The 20,093-nt window shown below is 57.0% G+C and carries 20 protein-coding genes; 15 read left to right on the forward strand and 5 right to left on the reverse strand.

Annotated features, from left to right (window positions below):
• Nucleotides 1-168, reverse strand: a 168-nt coding sequence (locus PHA01_RS22395) for a sugar phosphate nucleotidyltransferase (protein WP_271895911.1), incomplete at its 3' end; no start/stop codon positions are given.
• Nucleotides 169-681: 513 nt separating this feature from the next.
• Here PHA01_RS22395 and PHA01_RS22400 point away from each other — a divergent pair.
• Nucleotides 682-987, forward strand: coding sequence for a hypothetical protein (locus PHA01_RS22400; protein ID WP_271898558.1), 306 nt, complete (start codon nt 682-684; stop codon nt 985-987).
• Between the two features lie 8 nt (nt 988-995).
• On the opposite strand, the gene PHA01_RS22405 is transcribed toward PHA01_RS22400, so the two are convergent.
• Nucleotides 996-1,667 (reverse strand): pentapeptide repeat-containing protein, encoded by a 672-nt coding sequence (locus PHA01_RS22405; protein WP_271898654.1) that lies wholly within the window; start codon nt 1,665-1,667, stop codon nt 996-998.
• A 156-nt stretch (nt 1,668-1,823) separates the two neighbouring features.
• On the opposite strand from PHA01_RS22405, the gene PHA01_RS22410 reads away from it, so the two are divergent.
• Nucleotides 1,824-2,252, forward strand: a complete 429-nt coding sequence (locus PHA01_RS22410) for a DUF4864 domain-containing protein (RefSeq protein ID WP_271898559.1) — start codon at nt 1,824-1,826, stop codon at nt 2,250-2,252.
• Nucleotides 2,253-2,266: 14 nt separating this feature from the next.
• On the opposite strand, the gene PHA01_RS22415 is transcribed toward PHA01_RS22410, so the two are convergent.
• Both PHA01_RS22415 and PHA01_RS22420 read right to left on the reverse strand, forming a co-directional pair.
• Entirely contained in the window at nt 2,267-3,202 is a 936-nt protein-coding gene (locus PHA01_RS22415) for a dimethylarginine dimethylaminohydrolase family protein (protein ID WP_271898560.1), read from the reverse strand.
• A gap of 11 nt (nt 3,203-3,213) precedes the next feature.
• Complete coding sequence (locus PHA01_RS22420; RefSeq protein ID WP_271898561.1) at nt 3,214-4,803, reverse strand: zinc-binding metallopeptidase family protein; 1,590 nt, start codon at nt 4,801-4,803, stop codon at nt 3,214-3,216.
• 108 nt (nt 4,804-4,911) lie between these two features.
• Between PHA01_RS22420 and PHA01_RS22425 the strand changes: the two genes are divergently transcribed.
• The 6 genes from PHA01_RS22425 (at nt 4,912) to PHA01_RS22450 (ending at nt 11,267) form a co-directional block, all read left to right on the forward strand.
• Nucleotides 4,912-5,802, forward strand: coding sequence for a LysR substrate-binding domain-containing protein (locus tag PHA01_RS22425; RefSeq protein ID WP_271898562.1), 891 nt, complete (start codon nt 4,912-4,914; stop codon nt 5,800-5,802).
• A gap of 126 nt (nt 5,803-5,928) precedes the next feature.
• Complete coding sequence (locus PHA01_RS22430; protein ID WP_271898564.1) at nt 5,929-7,035, forward strand: ABC transporter ATP-binding protein; 1,107 nt, start codon at nt 5,929-5,931, stop codon at nt 7,033-7,035.
• 43 nt (nt 7,036-7,078) lie between these two features.
• On the forward strand, nt 7,079-8,194 hold the full coding sequence (locus PHA01_RS22435; protein WP_271898565.1) for an ABC transporter substrate-binding protein: 1,116 nt from the start codon (nt 7,079-7,081) through the stop codon (nt 8,192-8,194).
• Nucleotides 8,195-8,258: 64 nt separating this feature from the next.
• Nucleotides 8,259-9,092: an ABC transporter permease gene (locus PHA01_RS22440; RefSeq protein ID WP_271898566.1), complete on the forward strand. Its 834-nt coding sequence runs from the start codon at nt 8,259-8,261 to the stop codon at nt 9,090-9,092.
• 1 nt (nt 9,093) lies between these two features.
• On the forward strand, nt 9,094-9,906 hold the full coding sequence (locus PHA01_RS22445) for an ABC transporter permease (RefSeq protein ID WP_271898567.1): 813 nt from the start codon (nt 9,094-9,096) through the stop codon (nt 9,904-9,906).
• Entirely contained in the window at nt 9,903-11,267 is a 1,365-nt protein-coding gene (locus tag PHA01_RS22450) for an FAD-binding oxidoreductase (protein WP_271898568.1), read from the forward strand. Before PHA01_RS22445 ends, PHA01_RS22450 begins: the two co-directional genes overlap by 4 nt.
• 11 nt (nt 11,268-11,278) lie before the next feature.
• Here PHA01_RS22450 and PHA01_RS22455 read toward each other — a convergent pair whose 3' ends face one another.
• The gene (locus tag PHA01_RS22455; protein WP_271898569.1) at nt 11,279-12,730 is read right to left on the reverse strand and encodes a DHA2 family efflux MFS transporter permease subunit; all 1,452 of its coding nucleotides are present in this window, start codon (nt 12,728-12,730) and stop codon (nt 11,279-11,281) included.
• 391 nt (nt 12,731-13,121) lie between these two features.
• Between PHA01_RS22455 and PHA01_RS22460 the strand changes: the two genes are divergently transcribed.
• From PHA01_RS22460 to PHA01_RS22490, 7 genes are all read left to right on the forward strand, one after another.
• Entirely contained in the window at nt 13,122-13,709 is a 588-nt protein-coding gene (locus PHA01_RS22460; protein ID WP_271898570.1) for a thioredoxin family protein, read from the forward strand.
• A 64-nt stretch (nt 13,710-13,773) separates the two neighbouring features.
• Entirely contained in the window at nt 13,774-15,408 is a 1,635-nt protein-coding gene (locus PHA01_RS22465) for an FAD-binding protein (RefSeq protein ID WP_271898571.1), read from the forward strand.
• Nucleotides 15,405-15,734 carry a 4Fe-4S binding protein gene (locus PHA01_RS22470; RefSeq protein WP_112527140.1) on the forward strand — a complete coding sequence of 110 codons (330 nt, stop codon included), beginning with the start codon at nt 15,405-15,407 and terminating at the stop codon, nt 15,732-15,734. The genes PHA01_RS22465 and PHA01_RS22470 overlap by 4 nt, the downstream gene beginning before the upstream one ends.
• 12 nt (nt 15,735-15,746) lie before the next feature.
• Complete coding sequence (locus PHA01_RS22475) at nt 15,747-16,583, forward strand: ABC transporter ATP-binding protein (protein ID WP_271898572.1); 837 nt, start codon at nt 15,747-15,749, stop codon at nt 16,581-16,583.
• Between the two features lie 18 nt (nt 16,584-16,601).
• Nucleotides 16,602-17,468 carry an ABC transporter permease gene (locus PHA01_RS22480; protein WP_271898573.1) on the forward strand — a complete coding sequence of 289 codons (867 nt, stop codon included), beginning with the start codon at nt 16,602-16,604 and terminating at the stop codon, nt 17,466-17,468.
• Nucleotides 17,469-17,510: 42 nt separating this feature from the next.
• Nucleotides 17,511-18,539, forward strand: coding sequence for an aliphatic sulfonate ABC transporter substrate-binding protein (locus PHA01_RS22485; protein ID WP_271898574.1), 1,029 nt, complete (start codon nt 17,511-17,513; stop codon nt 18,537-18,539).
• Nucleotides 18,540-18,654: 115 nt separating this feature from the next.
• Nucleotides 18,655-20,091, forward strand: coding sequence for an MFS transporter (locus PHA01_RS22490; RefSeq protein ID WP_271898575.1), 1,437 nt, complete (start codon nt 18,655-18,657; stop codon nt 20,089-20,091).
• Nucleotides 20,092-20,093 lie beyond the last annotated feature (2 nt).

A 20,093-nucleotide genomic window follows, 5' to 3' on the forward strand; every position in this document is an offset into this window, starting at 1 on the left:
GTGCGGTGTCGAAATCACCAGAATGTCGCGTATTCCCGCCAGCATCAGAACGCTCAGCGGATAATAGATCATCGGCTTGTCGTAGATGGGAAGCATTTGCTTCGAGACGGCAATGGTCAATGGATAGAGACGTGTACCGCTTCCACCTGCGAGGATTATTCCCTTCATTCGCTACTTGTCCTCGTCATTAGGCGGCATCTCGACAAAACTTTAGTGGCCTTAACATGGCAACGTGAGTTCCGGAAGTCCCAAATAGCCTCTCGATTGCATGGAGAATGCTTACGGCCTCTCGCTTTGGAAACGTTCTGATTACGTGAGACCGAAAAGAAGATTTCCGTCGCAACGTCGCCCTTAAGCAGGAACCGAGCCTCTCCAGCCAATATTTTATCTAGATAGAGGCATAATACAGCCGGTTCGCGCAACACAGACGGGGATTCCGCCGCTCGTTCATACTCAAAAATTTGGAACCATCGCGCTCATTGCGCGTTTCACCTTTGCCAGGGTGGCATTGGACAAGTTCCAAAAAGTATCCTGACACGAGGCTCAGTATAGTCCAACCAAAAATGGGCTATCTGGGCCTCACTTGTTCCTCACGGACCATGTCGCCAAGATTAGCTCCTTTGAATTGGATCGAATTGCGCTTCCAAACGTTGAGCGAATTCAACCAGGAGGATGCCAGCCATGAACGCAGCCAATCTGCAAATTGAAGGTCTGTGTCTCGCCATTGCATCGATAAACCGATTACTCGTGGCCAAGGGGCTCGTTTCGCAAGACGAGTTGGACGTCGCGTTTCAAAAAGCCGAGGCGACCGCTCACGGGGATAATCGTTTTGCCGAAGACTTGTTGCCGTCAAATCGGAACGCTGTCTGCTTTCCTATCAGGGTCCTCCAGGTGGCCAACGATACCGGAGCGGAAAAACCTTGGTCCTTCTCTGAATTAGCCAAACTCGTTGGGGAAACCAAAGAACCTTATAATGATCAGCTCTAGGCTGTTTCTTAATCAGCCGTGCAGGGCCAACTGCCGGGAGTAGACAGTCCAGCCGGCAGCTTTGTTGACGTGTCTCCACACGCAAGATCGATTTGTGACTGCTGCAGCCCTTGCGCTGCGGACAAGTCCAACCCTTCTATTCTGGTCCGGAACATGAATGCGCCTTCGAACACTGGTTTGCCTCCGATGGCAGCCCCTGTCAGATCGGCGCGCGAGAGGTTTGCAAGGAAAAACCGTGCGTCCGCCAGCGCTGCCTTCTGGAAATTCGCCCGCCCCAGTTCCGCTTTCTCAAAATTTGCTTTCTTGAGGCTTGCTCCGCTGAAATCCGCGCGCTGAAATTCGGCGCTGGCAAAAGATGCACCATCGGCAGAAATGCCTGTGAAACTTGATCGATAGGCTTCAACCCTTGAGAAGTTGGCATTCTCGGCTTTGGCACCCGCCAAGGACGCCCGCATCAAGCTGGCTTTTTCGAAGTTAGCAGACGTCAGGTTGGAATTGGCTAGATCCGTTGCATTGAAATCGGTTCCAGTCAGATTGGCACCCTCCAGGTTGCTACCCGGTATTATAATGCTTTTCTTGCTACACTCACTCCAGTCTAGGCCTGGCGAAGCCGTACTGCCACAATCTGCCGCTACAGCTACATCGTATCCAAATGCAGATACAGACGCGGAAAACACCATCGCGAAAGCCAGGAACCTTATCGTTTGCATTGCTGCGACTCTCCTCATAGTTGGCAGAATGACGCCTTGCTGGTGGAAATTCAATTCCGGGTGATCTGAAAAGCGTATACTGGTTGTCGAGGTCCGGTGAAAGAGGACCTATCGCCAAGGACGGATATGGTTAGAGCGTTTCGCTTGAGATTGGCTGTCAGTGCATTGCTATTGTTTGCTGTGCCTGCGATTGCGTTTGCCGAGGAGGCCGTCGAAACGGCTCAATCAATCATAAAACAGCAAATAGAAGCCTTTCTCAAAAACGATGCGAGTACAGCTTTTTCCTTTGCTTCGCCAGAGATACAGGGAAAATTCCTCAATGAGTCTCTCTTTTTTGAGATGGTCAAACGGGCCTACCAACCTGTCTATCGGCCCGGCAATTTCGCCTTCGGACGGAACAAGGTCGCCGGCGATCAGGTGATCCAGGAGGTCCTGATCACCGGACCAGATGGCAAGGATTGGACTGCCATCTACCAACTCGTGAAGCAACCCGGCGGCACCTACAAGATCAATGGCGTCCAGATCGTTCAATCCGCCCCCGGCCCCGCGATCTGAACGGTCCGCGATTCCTATTCCGGTGACCGCAAAAGCGCCTGTGCCATGCAGTGAATACCACCACCGGTTTTGGAGATTTCACTCATATCCACCGCAGCGACTTCAAATCCAGTGGCCTTGAGCTTTTCGATCAGGGTCTTGCTCGACGTTGGCGCGATAACGCGGTCCTTGCCGAGTGACATGAAGTTGCAGCCAAGATTCATCGTATCCTGGAATGGCACATCGATGATCTCGTGCCCCTTGGATTTCAGCCAATCGACGATAGCCGGCTCCGTACAGGCAAGACAGACGGCTGTTAATTTCGGTGCGATCGGTACAACCATCAGGTCGATGTGGACGTAATATTCGTCGATGAACGCTAGGCGCGTCTCCCAACCCTCCTTGCGGAACCAGTCTTCGACCTGCCGGGCGCCCTCCTCCTGCGTGCGTGCACCGCCGCAGCCGATCAGGACACAGCCTTCCTCGATGACGTTGAAATCACCGCCCTCGAATGTGCCTGCAGTGACCATGTCGTAGATCGGAATGCCCAACCGCTCATAGGTGCGGATGGCCGCGTAGTTCTCGCCGCGACGCCACCAGTTGGCCATGGCGGTGATGATCGCGCCATACGGCGTCATCACACTCGAATCGCGCGAATAGACCTGCATCGGCAGCTCAGGCTCCGGTTCGTGCCAATGGATCTTCACGCCAAAATGTTCGTAGGCTGCAACCAGCTCCTTGTGCTGGGCCTGCGCGGTCTGGATATTGCAAGGCGCTTCGCGCAAATGTTTGCGCGACAGCGAACTCGTCGCCATATGCCGAAGGAAAGCCGGCGAACCAAGCAGCACGTCAGTTAGCGGATCCGTTTCATTGCGAAACCCCCAGCTTTTGAGTGGTTTGGTGCCGCCATTGGCATTACGACGCTTCAGTGTGAAAGCATCGGCCGCAAAGTTCTGTTCGTGACGTGTCATTGGACTGTCTCCTATTGTGCGCCGGTGGGTATCCACCATTCGCGCCCGCGTGCAGTTGTTACATATTCCGGCCAGCGGAAATGGATTGGCGGTTCATAATCACATAGCGGCGAGATCCATTTCGAGCCGCCAACGCCGCCACCTGTCCGTTCGATGAATTCATCCCTTGCCAGTTTTCGCGCGCCTTCGTCCTCAAGCAGGCGCAAGGCTGTCAACGCAACAGTCTTCGCAGCGCAGACCACCATTGGATCAATTGTCGCCGGAATGCCGCCAAGCGCGTTCATCACCCAGCTCGGATAAGCGTAGCCCTTGGGCGCTTTCAAAGCCGGTCGTGCCACATAGAAACGCACTGTCGGCGCGTACCAGGTCATGTCCGTATAGTCGTCTGACGTGGAGTTGACCTGTGACGGCGGCAGGTCCCGGCGCAGGATTGCTTCGGCCTCCTGCGGTGAAATCAGCTTCTCGCATTCGTCGATGAATGGCTCGTCCATTGCCTCGACACCGGCATTAATCTGGATTTCCCGCGCAATGGCCTTCGCCGTCTCATCCCAACGTGGCGCGCCGACAATGTTGAGTGCCTCCCAGGTGATTTCAGCCATCGCGTGATTGGCAAGGCCTGGGCGTGACTTGCAAACCCAGTGCCGCTCCACCCTGCAGCCGGTCATCGCCGCAGCGTGATCGGCGTTGCGGTCGAGCGCTGCAGTCACCTGCTCCGCCATGGCAATCGTCGGTACACGCATCATATACTGGATTTCGGCAAGACCTGCCGGAAGATTGTCGGCCGTCGCCTGCCCCGCTGTCAGGATTGCTTCGCTGATAGACCAGCCACCTTGGTGCGGCAGCATGGAATCGCGCAGCGCCTTCGACGCCATGTACATCATCATCAGCGCGTCATTGGCACCGGGCGCACGAACCGCGGAATGGGATTGCGGGATGGGCGCGCCGTCGCTCAAACCCCATCGCTCAGGCTGATCGCAGACGAAACGATAGATCATCGAATAGGCGGCGCCGCAATGCGTGTCCCAGCGCACGGTATTGCACAGTGGCAGCATATAGAACGGATGAAACGAGATCATGCCGTCCAGCCCGTCATAATAGCCCTTGGCGGCGTGGATCGGCTTGGAACCGCGCACTTTTTCCGCGGGCTCCCCGGTAAACCTCAGGGTGCCTGCGATTCCATGTTTCTGCATCGCCGCCTTGGTCGCCAGCAGACCACCCAGACCAGATATGCCAAGCCCCGAATGCGGATCCGTATGTCCGCCCGCGTGCTCGCTTAATCCAGAACGTGGCCGCTTCGCCGTCGACGCGTCCTGGCAGTTGCCCGGTACCGCATCGTACTCGGCATACATGCCGATCGTCGGCGACTTGCCATTTGTTCCGGCCTTGTTCGTCCAATGGGCACAGAACGCCGTTGGCATGCCGCCAGAGCCGGCCTCGACATCAAAACCTTCTTCACGCAGCCGCATCACATACCAATCCGCCGATTGATATTCGCGCCACGCAGTCTCGCCAAAATCAAAGATTGTACGGGTCCAGGACGACAGATCAGCCTTGTGATCGTCAACGAAATTCAATGCCGATGCCGCTGCTGCCGTAGTCAAATTCCGTCTCCCGCTGTCAGGAGATAATCATCTGGAAGGCGGGACAAAAAGTGATATGTTTTTTCAAAACGTGCAAATTCTATTCACCCCTCCTCCAAGGACCGTTTGATGCGGATACCATCCACCCAGGCACTTCGCGCGCTGGAAAGCTTCGCCAGGCATGGCAGCGTCTGGCGAGCGGCGGAAGAATTGCATCTGACCCGCAGCGCGGTCAGTCATCAGTTACGGTTGCTCGAACGCGATCTCGGGTTCGAGCTGCTGCAACGGGATGGAAAGGGCGTCACGTTGACGCCCCGCGGGCGCAAATATGCCAATGATGTCCGCAAGGCGCTCATCGTCATCGACGATGCAGGCGAACGGCAAAGCCCGGCTGGTACTGGCGGTTCCCTGTGCATTAGCTGCACGGCGGGCTTCGCTTCGCTGTGGCTATGCACCCATATTGCCGAGTTTCAGGAGAAATATCCTGATGTGGCGCTGCGCATCATAACGCCGCGCAAGCTCGATGATGTCAGCGATGCCAGCGTCGATCTCTTTATTGCGTTTGGCGATGGCAATTGGCCAAGTAGATCGGTCGAACTCCTATGCGAGGTGGAGTTCACACCGCTATGCAGCCCGGTTCTCCTCAACAATCTCGGCGGTATCGCCGAACCGAAGGACATCTTGCGCGCGCCGTTGTTGCACCTCGGCGACTTCGAGGACTGGACCCGTTGGCTGGCACTCGCCAATGTCGACAATCCGGATTCGGAACGAGGTATTGTGTTTTCCGACATGAACCTCGTCTATTCGGCCGCCATCACCGCGCAGGGCATCGCCATGGGGGATGAACTCACCTGCCGCAAAGCCATGAGAGCTGGTCAACTCATCCGGCCGTTCGATCTCAGCATCAAATCACCGAAGTCCTATTTTCTTGTCACGGATTATGCGAAAATCGATCATGCTGCTCAGCTTGCATTCACGCAATGGTTGAAATCGCGCTTGTCGCAAACCCGCAGTGCGTGAAACCCAGTCATGAGCGCTCTGGCGCAGTGGCGTGAATTTCATTCACGTATCGCGGCAATATAATTCAATTGTCGAGATCGCGGATTGTGCCTAGGCTTCTCACAAAAGCAGGGGAAAGAGGTCTCAATGCCTCAAAGCATGCAACCGGGCGATGCGAAAGCCGCCGAGATCAAGGCTGTATCGATTGGCAAGACGTTCGGCGCGTTCCATGCGCTGAAAAATCTATCGCTCGACATAGGTCGGGGCGAGTTCCTTACCCTTCTCGGCCCTTCCGGTTCAGGCAAAACGACTTTTCTCATGATTCTTGCCGGGTTCACGGCTCCAACCACCGGCCGTTTGATGATGGACGGCAAGGATATCACCGATGTGCCAGCTGAAGACCGCTCCTATGGCATGGTGTTTCAGGGTTATGCGCTGTTCCCACATCTGACCGTCGAGCAGAACATCGCCTTTCCGTTAAAGGTGCGGGGTCGTTCATCCGCAGACGTTAAGCAAAAGGTCGGCGAGATGGTGGCCCGTGTCGGTCTTGTTGGCCACGAAAAGAAACTTCCGGCCAAGCTTTCCGGCGGTCAGCAACAGCGCGTGGCCCTCGCCCGCGCTCTGGTGTTCGAACCCTCCGTTCTCCTGCTGGACGAGCCTTTTTCGGCTCTCGACAAGAACTTGCGCGAAATGATGCAGCAAGAAGTCAAACGCCTGCACCAGGAGACAGGCACGACCTTCGTTTTCGTCACGCACGACCAGTCCGAAGCGCTCGCGCTATCGTCGCGGGTCGCCATTTTCAATCACGGCGAGCTTTTGCAGGTTGGCAAGCCGCAGGACGTCTATGAGCGGCCGTCGAACCGCTTCGTCGCCGAATTCCTCGGGGAGATCAATCTTCTGCCACTCGACACCGTGGAATTGAATGGCGAAACCGCCGCAGGCAAATTCGAGGACCGGACCATCATCCTCAACAAATCCATCACCCTGGCAGGTAAGAAAGCCGTTGCTGCTGTCCGGCCCGAACATATGTTCATCTCGGCATCTCCGCAAACTTCGGACTGCAATGCCATCACCTGCCGGGTCGAAGGCGCCACCTATTTCGGCGCGTCGACCAAGTACCATTTGCGAACACGCAGCGGAACCAGTCTTGCGGTTTCAATGCCTACGGCCTCGACGTCGCCGATAGCACCACAATCCGATGTGTGGGTTTCATGGCCGGTGCACCAAGGCTTTTTGTTGCCTGACGGAGGTTAGGCAGCATTCGGAATGTACCAAATAACATCCAGAGGGAAACAAAATGGATAATGCATTTCAAAAGGACTGCCTCGAAATACTCGCCAGCAAGGTCGAGAAAGGGGAAATCAGTCGCCGCCGCTTTACACAGATGGCAGCATTGCTGCTCGCTGGTGCGCCGGCTCTGCTGCGTTCAACCGGTTCATACGCACAAGCGAAGGAACTCGTTCTGGTGAACTGGGGCGGCGACGCCATGACGGCCTATGACAAGGCTTACGGCCAGCCGTTCACCAAGGAAAGCGGTGTCACGGTCAAGATGGATGGTTCTGGTCCCACGGAGGGTGCCATCACTGCCCAGTTCAAGAGCGGCAAGCCAAGCTGGGATTTGATGGATATTGATCCCTTCTCCGGTATTTCCCTTGGCAAGCAGGGCATGCTGGAAGAGATCGATTACAAGATCGTCGACAAGAACAAGATGCGGCCCGGCTTTGGCTGGGATCATGCGGCCTCGACCTATTTCTTCTCCTATATCATCGCGTACGACTCTTCGAAATTCGGCGACCAGGCCCCAACCGGCATGGCCGACTTCTTCGACGTGAAGAAGTTTCCCGGCAAACGATCGCTCTACAAGTGGGGTTCGGCAATGTGGGAAGCAGCTCTCCTCGCCGATGGTGTTGCACCGGAAAAGCTCTATCCGCTGGACCTCAAGCGTGCGCATGACAAGATTGCCGCATTCAAGGAAAACGTCGTGGCCTATTGGGGCGGTGGCGCAGAAAGCCAGTCCGTTCTGATGGATGGCGAAGCCTCCATGGCACTCATCTGGTCGACGCGCGCGTCGTTGCTGGAGCAAGATTCCGGCGGCAATATCAAGTTCATCTGGGACCAGGGCCTGATTTCACCCGGCGCCCTCGGCGTGATGAAGGGTAATCCTGGCGGCAAGGACAATGCGATGAAATTCATCGCCAGCGCCCAGACGCCGGAACGACAACTCGAGATGTTCAACATGCTCGGCCAGGGCCCGGCAAATCCGGCGACGGACGCGCTGATCCCAGCGGACAAGAAACGCATCAATCCTGTGGATCCTGCCAATATGTCCAAGCAGGTCCCGCTAGACATGGAATGGTATGCCGAAAATTACGGCAAGGCGTTCGACGAATACACGAAAGTCATCTCGGCTTGATCGCTCTTGGCGCGAAAATCAAGTTTTCGCGCCAAGCCTTTGATTCATAACGCCAGGAGCGCCAATGATCGGAAAATCGGTCACCTCCAGAAAGATTCTGTTGCTGGCGCCGCTGTTGCTGTTCCTCGGCCTTGCCTATGTCGTTCCATTTCTGGGTGTCGTCCGCTGGAGTTTCACCATGCCCGAAGTCGGGCTCGGCCAATACCGGGCGCTGATGACGGATCCTCTCGTCCAATCCGTCTTCATTCGTACCTTGCGGATTTGCCTTATCGTCACCGCCGCGGTGCTCGTCACGGCCTATGCAATCGCCTATGTGTGGGTTCGGGGCAGTTCGGTTCAGCGCATGCTGGCGGAATTCTGCATTCTCGTTCCCTTCTGGATATCGGTGCTGACGCGAGCCTTCGGTTGGCTGGCGATGCTGTCAAACCGCGGACTGATCAATACGTGGCTGCAATCGGCCGGCATCATCAGCGAACCGCTTGCACTCGCACGCAATGAGCTTGGGGTCATCATCGGCATGACGCATTTCCTCATTCCCTTTGCGGTGTTTCCGATCGCTTCAGCCATGCGCAGTATCGACGAACGTGTTTTGCTTGCGGCACGCGGCATGGGTGCATCGCGAACGCGTATTTTCTGGACTGTCTTCGTGCCGTTGACCTATGGCGGGTTGATCGGTGCGGCGCTCATCGTCTTCGTGTTTGCGCTCGGCTTCTTCGTCACCCCGGCAATCCTCGGCGGCGGCCGCAGCGTCATGGTGGCCGAACTGGTTTACCTTCGGATATTCCAGAGTCCGGATTGGGGGCTCGGTGCAGCGATCAGCGTTGTCCTCGTAGTGTTCATCGGTATTCTCCTTGCATTGATGCGACGCTTCATCAAACCTGCGCATATGATTGGATAATATGAACTCCTCCCGCCCAGGCCCTGTCATATTGATCGTTGCAACAGCGGTCGCCCTCTTCCTGCTGATGCCATTGATTGCCGTTATTCCGGTGTCTTTCACGCCGGCGCGCTTCCTCTCCATGCCCTCCGGCAATCTTTCCCTGCGCCACTACCAGGCGTTGATGGATAATCCCGCCTGGGGTCAAAGCATCCTGCTCAGCCTGCGCATCGGCATCCTGTCGAGCGCGATAGCCACGGCGTTGGCAACCATGTTCGGACTCGGCATCTGGATGTTCCAGCCGCGCTTTTCGGCGCTGCTGATCGGCTTCGTTCTACTCCCCCTCGTGGTACCGCCTGTGGTTTCCGCGATGACGCTGTATTTCCTGATGACGACGCTATCGAGTTTCAACAGCTGGATCGGCTACGACACGTGGCTGGGCGTGGCGCTCGCCCATGCCGTGATGATCACGCCTTTTGCGGTGGTGCTCATTCTCGTCGCGCTGTATCAGGTCGATCGTCGCATTGACCTTGCCGCGCGCGGCCTCGGCGCCAATCTGGCAACACGCGCCTTCAGGATCATCATCCCCAACATCAAGTTCGGCATTGCAACCGCAGCACTGTTGTCATTTGTGCTGTCGTGGGAGGAAATCGGCGTCACGCTCTTCATCACCAGTGTCAACGCCATTACCCTGCCGCGTCTGATGTGGATGGGACTGCGCGACAACATCGATCCTGCTATCGCCGCGATCTCGGTCTTGCTGATCGTAATCACGGCGGTCATTCTGGCTTTCAGGATATTCATTGACCGGCGCAGGACGACAGATCCGCAATGATTGCAGACAAGACCCTCAACGAACTGCGCTTGATCGTCGGCGCCAGCGGCGTGAAGACCAGTGAAACATTGAGCCTCATTCACCCCGGTTCCGATGAACGCAATCTCGATGCCGGCGTGATGGTCGTCCCGAGGGATACCGGAGAAGTCGCGGCGGTACTGCGACTTTGCAACGAGCACCGGATTGCCGTCGTGCCACATGGCGGGCGCACCGGGCTGGTGGGTGGCGGCGTATCGGTCATCGGAGAAATCATCCTCTCCCTTGCTGCCATGAACAGGATCGAATCTCTTTCAGCAGACGGCGGAACTGCCACTGTGGGGAGCGGCCTCACATTGCAATCGCTCCAGGAAGCGGCGGCAAAGCTGGAGCTCACCACCGGCATTGATATTGCTGCACGCGGCAGTGCCACCATCGGCGGCATGATCTCGACCAATGCCGGTGGCATGGAGGCCTTTCGCCACGGTGTCATGCGTCATCGTGTTCTTGGCCTCGAGGTGGTGCTGCCTGATGGCAGGATCATGAGCGATATGGTGCAGGTGACGAAATCCAACGAGGGTTACGACCTGAAGCAATTGTTCATCGGAGCCGAGGGCACACTCGGCATCATAACGCGGGCGGTCATCAAGCTGGCGCCGGCGGACGAATTCACAGCGACGGCACTCGTCGCCTGCCCCTCTGCAACCGATGCGATTACTCTGTTCCGCAAGCTCCAACGGAGTCTTGATCTCCTTCGTGGGGAGTTCATGGCACGGGACTATTTTGCGTTGGCGTCAGCAAATCTGGGCCCCGCTTCCCTCGCTGCCTTTACCGAAGCGCCAGCATATCTCATCCTGGAAATTGACGCAGCGGATCAGCAGACGGCGCAATCAGACCTTGAAGAAGCACTCGCCGAGGCGATCGAAGAAGGGCTTGTCGTCGATGCAATCCTCGCTCAAAGCGAGAAGGAGCGCACCGAAATCTGGAACATTCGTGAGGACAGCAGCGTGGTCGATCGCGTTCATCCGAACGGCTACTGGTTCGATATCTCGGTGCCATTGCAGGAACTTGAACCGTGGCTGACGCACTTCAACGAAGGCATCGCCACGCTCGGACCCGACGTCCAGGGCTTTGCGTTCGGGCATCTCGGCGATGGCAATTTGCATGTCGGCGTTGCGGGTGCGCCAGATAAGGACGCCGCCAAGGCAATCGTCTACGCCAATCTACGCGAATTAGGCGGATCGTTCTCTGCAGAGCATGGTATCGGCTTGGATAAACAGCAGGAGTTGCAGGTATTTGTCGATCCGGTGAAGCTCGCTCTCATGCGCTCGATCAAGGCCATGCTCGATCCGAACGGAATCATGAATCCGGGCAAGGTACTCTGAATTGGACAGCTCTACGCCTGATGCCCGCTGATGTCAGAGCCAGCGGTGGGCGAGAAGCGCCTGTTCCAGATCGTCGCGGTGAGCGAGATTGCCGTGACGACGAGAAACGCCGCGGAAAAGTCGCCAAGCTTGGGGTCCGTGTGATCTTGCACAAGCATCGAGGTGCTCAGAGCCAGTGCGCCGACACAGATGCCGAGCGAAAGCATCAACTGCTGGAAGGTCGTATAGAAACTTGTTGCCGAACTCATCCGCTCCCGATCGATCTGGTCGTAAGCGACGATGTTGTAGGCTGTGAACTGGAACGACATGAAGAACCCGCAAAAGAACAGGATCGCGAAGATAAGCCAGATTGGCCAATCCGGACGGAAGAACGCACAGAGCGCGTAGCCAAGCGTTGAAATCCAGCCAATGACTGTCAGGCTGTTGCGAAAGCCGTATCGTTTGAGTATTTTGCCGGCCGTCGCCTTCATCAGCATCGATCCAAGCGCCGTTGCAATCACGATGCCGCCGGCTGAAGCTGCTGAGAGGCCGAACTGCAGTTGCAACATCAGGGGCAACAGAAATGGTTGTGCACCTTGGGTAATGCGGGTCAGCGAACCAGCCATGACCGACTCCTTGAAACTCGGAACCCGCATTAGGGAAAAATCGAGGATCGGCGACGGGTGATTGCGCGCATGGCGCAGGTAAGCGGCACCGAACACAAGTCCGATGGCAATGAGAAGAATGGACGTCCCCGCCTCGCCGCTTCGACTGGACATTTCAAATCCGAACAGCAGCGAACCGAGCGACACGCCGGAAAGAAACAGTCCGAAGCTATCGAACTTGCCCTTCGATTCACCCTTGAATTCCTCAATGTATATCGAAACCAGGATGAAGCCGAGAACGCCGATCGGAACGTTGATATAGAATATCCAGCGCCAATCGAGATAGGTGACGATCAAGCCGCCAACCGGCGGTCCGAGTATCGGGCCTATAAGCGCGGGCACAAGCAGCCATGACATGGCCGCAACAAAGTCCTTGCGCTGGACGCTGCGCATGAGGACGAGACGCCCGACCGGCATCATCATGGCGCCGCCAAGCCCCTGGATGAGCCGGGCAAATACCAGAAAAGTCAGGTTCGGCGCTTGGGCACAGAGTATCGACCCGAGCGTGAATACTGCGATCGCGGTTCGAAAAACCGTGCGGGATCCAAACCGGTCTGCTACCCGGCCGCTAGCAGGAATAAAGATCGCCAGGCTCAGGAGATACGATGTCAGCGCGATACTCATCGATGGCGGGCTGACGCCGAAATCGCGCGCCATTGTCGGCAGCGCGGTCGCAAGGACTGTTGCGTCGAGTTGCTCCATGAACATGGCGCTGGCGATAATCAGTGCGATTAGGCGAAAATTTGGAGCGGGTTTTAGAGTCGCCCCAATGGGAGCGCTCGGCTGGCCGGTAGCGACCTGACGAGTCTGGTCTGACATCGCTGAAATAGCTCTCGATGGCACGGTTGGATCGAGATGGAGGCAACCGTGGATAGTAAGCACTAGTGGCTTGGATGAGCGGGATATAATCCTCGACGCTGGCTATGGCCATATGTCTTTTCGCTTTTCTGCGCGGCGCGACAAAAAAGCCTCAGGTTGAACCAAGCTCGTCGCCACAACCCCGGAGTCCTCCAATTCACGGGAAATTTCGCGTACGGATCTTTTCTGGTCTCTCATTTTAATCGGTCCCGGTGCCGGCAGGACGATAATTTTCAAAAAACTACCATCTCCAAAATAATATGCCTCTCCATACACTACCGATTCAGTAGAGTATTGGTGTCAGGCGGACATCTGAGCTCTGCCGACACTTTTTGATCAATGGGAGCGCACAATGCCTAAGACAGAATCAAACGCCATTACGCTCGGCACAAAAGCCGCTGACTTCATTTTGCCGGATGCGGCCGGCAGGCTCTACGAGCTTTCGAGCTTCTCCGAAAAGCCCGCTCTGCTCGTCGCGTTCATCTCCAACCGTTGTCCGTTCGTTGTGTTGCTGCGCGAAGCGCTGGCACAGTTTGCGCTCGAATATGCGCCGAAGGGATTGCAGATCGTTGCCATCAACAGCAATGACGCGAAGGCACATCCGGAAGAAACGCTTGCACGTATCGGCGAGGAAGTCACCAACTTCGGCTATTCATTTCCATATCTGAAGGACGAGTCACAGACCGTCGCCAGGGCCTATAGAGCCGCATGCACGCCCGATCTGTTTCTCTTCGATGCTGAGCGCCGCCTCGCCTATCACGGCCAGTTCGACGATGCGCGTCCCGGCAATGGCAAGCCAGTAACGGGCGCGGACATCAGAGCTGCGGTCGATGCTGTCCTTCTTGGCCAGAAGCCATCTGACAAGCAGGTCGCATCCATTGGTTGCAACATCAAATGGCTGGAAGGCAGTGAGCCGTCCTCCCTTTCCCACGCTGCCTGAGAATTTCCGAAACAAGCGTCAGGCCCGGCAAGGGTTTGACGTTCGGTCGACTACCGGAGAACGCATGTCATCATCTTATCAGGTAAAATCCACCATCAACGATCCGCTGCATTTGCAAGCGGATGTGCTGGTGCTTGGCGGTGGTCCTTCCGGCGCATGGGCAGCGCTGGCCGCTGCAGAAGATGGAGCTCGTGTAGTCCTCGCTGACAAGGGGTACCTTGGCACGAGCGGCGCCACAGCTCCGTCCAACACCGGAACCTGGTGCGTACCGCCGGGCGAAAATCGTGGCCAGGCTGTCGAGCGGCGCTGGCAGCGCACCGGCGGGCTTGCCGATCAGCGCTGGATGCTGCGCTGCGTCGATCAGGCTTACGAAAATCTGGTGAAGCTTTCCGAGTGGGGCTACCTGTTTCCGCACGAAGATGACGGCCAGCTTTACATCGCTAACCTTCGCGGTCCCGACTACATGCGTTTCATGCGACGGCGGGTACTGAAGGCCGGTATCACCGTGCTTGACCACCACCCTGCCCTTGAACTTTTGTCGAATGGCGATGCAATCACAGGCGCTTCCGGCGTTGACCGGCAGCGCAACCGCGACTGGAGTGTCGAGGCGAAAGCCGTTGTGCTCGCAACCGGCGGATGTGCCTTTCACGAGCGTATCCTCGGTGCAACCGGCCTCACAGGTGATGGTTATCTGATGGCTGCGGAAGCCGGGGCGCATCTTTCCGGCATGGAGTTCACCGGGAAGTACACGCTTGCCCCCTATGAAACGTCGCTCAACAAAGGCCTGCCCTACAGGTGGGCCACGTTCTACCGCGAGGATGGATCACCCCTCCTCGACGCCAACGGTGAACAGGTTTCCAACGGCATTGGCGAGCGCGAAAAGGATATTGCGAAGGCGCTGATAGCGGGCCCGGTTTTTGCCCGTCTCGACCATGCCGAGCCCGCCTTGCAGGATTGGCTGCGTCGCGGCCAGCCCAATTGCTTCGTGCCACATGACCGTGCGGGCATCGATCCGTTCAAAGACTTGTTCCGCATCACACTGCGCGCCGAAGGCACGGTACGAGGCACCGGCGGCATCATGCTCGCGACCGCCGATTGCGGCACGGGCGTTCCCGGGCTCTACGTCGCCGGCGACGCCGCCAGCCGCGAGAACATGACAGGTGCGGTGTCGGGCGGCGGCGCGGTCAATTCGTCCTGGGCTATCGCCAGCGGCTGGTGGTCAGGCAAAGGCGCTTCGACCCACGCGCGTAAATCAGCACGGAAAGCTTTCCGTTCCATGTCGAAACCCCTTGGCGAAGCGGGACTGCGACCGGCTGGAAACGCTCGAGCGGACCTGCACCCCGCCGAAATCATGGAAGCTGTTCGCGCCGAAGTCATTCCGCTCGAAAAGAATTATTTTCGCGACGGTACAACCTTGCACACCAGCAGCGAGCGGCTGGAGAGCCTGTGGAATGATGTCCGTCAGCACCTTCACGCAGAAGGTGTGGAACGCGTGCGCAGTCGCGAAACCGCATCGATCACCGCTTCGGCGCGCTGGTCGCTGGCGTCCGCACTTGCCCGCAATGAAAGCCGCGGCATGCACCGGCGGGCAGACCGTCCCGGTAATGATCCGGCATTTGCCCGGCGCATCCTCGTCAGCGGGGTTGATGCGATCAGCATTGGCGAAGCGCAAATCAGTCGCGAGGGCATCGCGTCATGATTGAGATTGTCTCCGCAAGCCGTTGTATTGAATGCGATATCTGCGTCAAGGTTTGCCCCGCGAATGTATTCGATGCGGTGCCGGATTCGGCGCCCATCATAGCGCGCCAAGATGATTGCCAGACCTGCTACCTCTGCGAAATCTATTGTCCCGTCGATGCGCTCTACGTCGCGCATCGTGCGGAAGGCCACTTTCCAATCACAGAAGCCGAGGTCGAGGAACGCAATCTGTTTGGCAGTTATGCGCGCGCGCTCGGCTGGAAACGCGGCAAGGCGGGCGGAACCGAACATGACCCGACCCATCGCATTCGCGTCGCGGCAGTTTGAAGGAGAATGCAGATGGACAGAATTGTCGTCTCGGGTATCAGAAAAACCTTCCAGCTCAAGCCGGGTCAATATGTGACAGTCGACGGTGAAGAGACCGATCGCGTCACCGTCCTCGATGGCGTCGATCTGAACATCCGCAAGGGCGAGTTCATCACGCTGGTTGGTCCAAGCGGCAGCGGCAAATCCGTGCTGCTCGATATCATCGGCGGATTGACGCAGGCGAGCAAGGGCATCGTGCAACTGGACGGTACCACCATCACCAGGCCGGATCCCAAGACCGGTTATGTGTTCCAGCAATATGCGCTCTTCCCTTGGCGCACCGCCCTGTCGAACATCGAATATGCACTGGAAGTCCGCGGGGTGCCAAAGCGCGAACGCGGCGACCGCGCGCGATATTTCCTTGCTCTGTTCGGACTGTCCGGTTTCGAGGATCGCTATCCCAATCAGCTTTCCGGTGGAATGCAGCAGCGTGTGGCTATCGCCCGCGCCTTGGCGAGCAATCCCGAAGTGCTATTGATGGATGAACCATTCGCGGCGCTCGATGCGCAGACGCGTGAAATCCTGCAGAGCGAACTCCTGAAGATCTGGGAGAAGATCAACACGACTGTGATCTTCGTCACGCACTCCATCGACGAGGCGATTTATCTCGCCGACCGCATCGTTGTGATGACCGCTCGTCCCGGCACGGTGAAGGAGATCATCGATATCGATCTGCCGCGCCCGCGCGATGGCGACATTCGGTCCAGCACTGAATTCAACGCACATCGCGCCCGCGTTTGGGAAGCACTGCGTGATGAAGTCAACAAGGCGCAAAAGGATTGGGCGTTGTCGCCTGCCTACGCCAACTAAAGATCCAGGGAACGGAACATGGCCTATATCAGCGAAAAACCAGGCATCGGCATCAGGTTGCCATCAATAGCAGCGCGCGGTGCTGCCCGGCCTACGCGAAAGCACAAGACGGCGCGCGGGGACGGCACCTTCAGCTATGGTCTGCCCCTGCTCATCCTGTTTTTCCTGCTGTGGGAAATCGCACCGCGTCTCGGCTGGCTCAATCCGATCTTCTTCCCGCCGCTCAGCGATGTCTGCCGCTCATGGATCGGCTTGGCAGAAAGCGGCGTCCTCGCCAAGCATATCGGCATCAGCCTGCAGCGGGCAGCGATCGGCTTTGGATTGGCGACGATCGTTGCCGTTCCGCTCGGGTTCCTGATGGGGCGTTACTCGCTTTTCGAAAAGATCTCCGATCTGCTGGTTCAAACTCTCCGCAACACATCGCAGTTTGCCTTGCTGCCGGTCTTCATTCTGCTCCTCGGCATAGGCGAAGCGTCCAAGATTGCGATCACCTTCTATTCGTCAGTGTTCTTCCTGCTGGTGAACACGATCAGCGGCGTCAAGGCAGTCGATCCCCTTCTGTTGAAAGCGGCGCGCTCGATGGGAACATCGGATGTCGACCTGTTCCGCAAAGTCATCCTCCCCGCGAGCATTCCCTCCATCGTTGCGGGAGCGCGTCTCGCGGTGAAATCATCCATCTTCGCGGTTATCGGCGCCGAAATGCTCGCTGCCAAATCTGGCCTCGGTTACCTCATCCAGCAGTCGCAGCTGATGATGGAAACCGGCGATATGTATGCCGGCATTCTGACGATGACACTCATCGGGTTGATCGTGAATTATCTGCTGGTCTGGTTTGAGCGTTGGGCGACCTCGTGGAAGGGTCAATCCGACACCTCACCTCACTAAGAATTTTCACTTTCTGCAAAACGCCAACGAAGGAACCATATTATGACGATTTCAAACAACGGCGTTTTGCGCCGGACCCTGATAAAGGCTGTCGCCGCCTCACTACTCGGTTTGACGAGCCTCGCCCTGCCCGCCGTCGCACAGGAAAAGCCGGATGTGATTCGCATCGGCAGTACCGCACCTGGCCATCTGAAATTCATTCTGGCCCAGCATGATGGCTGGCTGGAAAAGGAATTTGCCAAGGATGGTATCAAGGTCGAACTTGTGACCTTCACCGGGGGTGGTTCCGAGGCGACCACGGCCCTCGCCACTGGCGCTATCGAGGTCACCTATACCGGCAACAACCCTGCCCTGCGCGTCGCCGCATCGGGTGCGGATGTCAAACTGATCGGTATTTCCAGTTTCGTGAAAACAGGCGGCTCGGCCATCATCGTTCCGACGAACTCGCCGTTGAAAACCGTCGCCGACTTGAAGGGCAAGAAGGTTGCATATCTCGCCGGCACAGTGCGTCACTCGAATTTCAGCAAGGCGCTGAAAGCTGCCGGCTTGAAAACCGACGACGTGGAATCGCTCAATCTGCCATTCGAGGCGTCAGGCCCTGCACTGCTGCGTGGTGATATCGACGCGATCGTGGAGACAGACAGCACGGCGGCAAAACTCGTCGATACCGGCCAGGCACGTATTCTTCTCGATGGATCGGAGCACCCCGAATGGGCCGTGCCGAACGTCATTTCAGTCAATGGCGCCTTTGCGGAGAAATATCCCGATCTGGTCAAACGCCTGCTGAAGGTCGATATCCAGATTTCGCGCTGGGCTGACGCACACCCGGAAGACACGATCAAGATATTTGTCGACGAGACCAAGTCCTCGGAAAAATCGGTTCGCAAGACCTATAAGGATGGTGTGTTCTATCAGGACCCGAAGATCACCGACGAAGCGCTCAATTCGCTCAAGGAAGAAGAGAAGTTCATGGCAGAGGCAAAGCTTCTGAAAGGAACGATCGATTACAGCAAATGGGTCGATACCAGCTATCTCGATGCTGCCTACAAGGAACTCGACGCCAATCAATAATCCGCGAGCCACGTTGACAAATCCGGTTGCCGGGCCTGAATTGCGGGCCCGGCACTTTGATTTTTGGCTGCGCAGCGTCGTGGCCATCCCGCATGAAATGCACTGAGGTTTTGAAATGACGACTGCACTATCGGACGGCGAGGAAACAGCCGTCACAGCGCGGCAACCGCGCCTTGTTGCTCTCGTTGTCGCAGTCGCCTTCTTCATGCAGATGCTTGACGGGACAATCATCACAACCTCTCTGCCCCAGATGGCACATTCATTCGGCATCGAGCCCGTGGCGATGAGCATCGGCATCACCGTCTACATGCTGTCCATGGCCGTTTTCATCCCGATTTCGGGCTGGATGGGTGATCGCTTCGGTGCGCGCAATGTCTTCATTGCCGCTATCGCCATTTTCACGATCGCCTCACTTGTCTGCGGTCTGTCGGAAACGCTTTGGCAGTTCGTCGGCGCGCGTGCCGTTCAGGGCGTGGGCAGTGCCCTGATGACCCCGGTCGGGCGCATGATCGTGCTACGCAATGCGGAGAAGTCCGAGCTTGTATCAGCTATCGCCCTCATCACATGGCCTGCGCTGTTCGCGCCGGTCATCGGCCCTGTCCTTGGCAGCTTCATCACCACCTATCTGAGTTGGCATTGGAACTTTCTCATAAATATACCGCTCGGCGCCCTTGGTATTCTATTGGTCCTCAAATTCGTTCCGGACCAGCGCGAAACGTCAGTTCCGAAGTTTGACATGAAAGGTTTCGTCCTCTCCGCAGCCGGTTTGGCGCTTGTCCTCTCCAGCCTCGAATCCTTCACGCACGGCATCCACGAGTTCTACATCGCCGTCGGCATGCTTGTGGGCGGTTCGCTGTTGTCGGTCATCGCGGCGAGACATTTTCTGGTCATCAAAAACCCGCTGCTGGATCTGTCAGTTTTCAGGATCCACACCTTTGCCATCGCCACGGCCGCATCCGGAACGGCAGGACGCGTCTCGATAAACTCGGCCCCATTCCTGTTGCCGCTGCTATTTCAGGTCGGCTTCGGCTTCAGCGCCATCAGGACGGGCACTTTCATCCTGGTATATTTCGTTGGGAATCTTGGCATGAAGGTCGTCACCACGCCGCTACTCAGGCGTTTCGGCTTTCGCTCGATTCTTTGCTTCAACGGTCTGATCGCAGCGCTGTCCCTCGCGGCCTGTTCGCTTCTATCCGCCGAAACGCCCGAGATCATCTCTTTTGCGCTCCTGCTCGTCGCGGGCCTCTCGCGTTCGATGCAGTTCACGGCGCTCAACACACTGACCTTTGCCGATATCAACGCTTCACAGCGCAGTTCTGCGTCGACACTTTCCAGCATGCTTCAGCAGATGTCGATGCTGCTCGGTGTTGCCATCGCCGCCATGGTTCTCAACCTGTCGCAAATGGCTCACGGCAATGCCACCACATCGCTGACGGATTTTCGCACGGCATTCTTCGTCGTCGGTCTTATCGGCGTTGTGTCTGCACTTCGTTTTCTGGAATTGCCGTGGAATGCCGGAGCCGAAGTCTCCGGGCACACAAGAAAGACCTGACG

Source organism: Candidatus Phyllobacterium onerii (assembly GCF_028331445.1).
GTDB lineage: Bacteria > Pseudomonadota > Alphaproteobacteria > Rhizobiales > Rhizobiaceae > Phyllobacterium > Phyllobacterium onerii.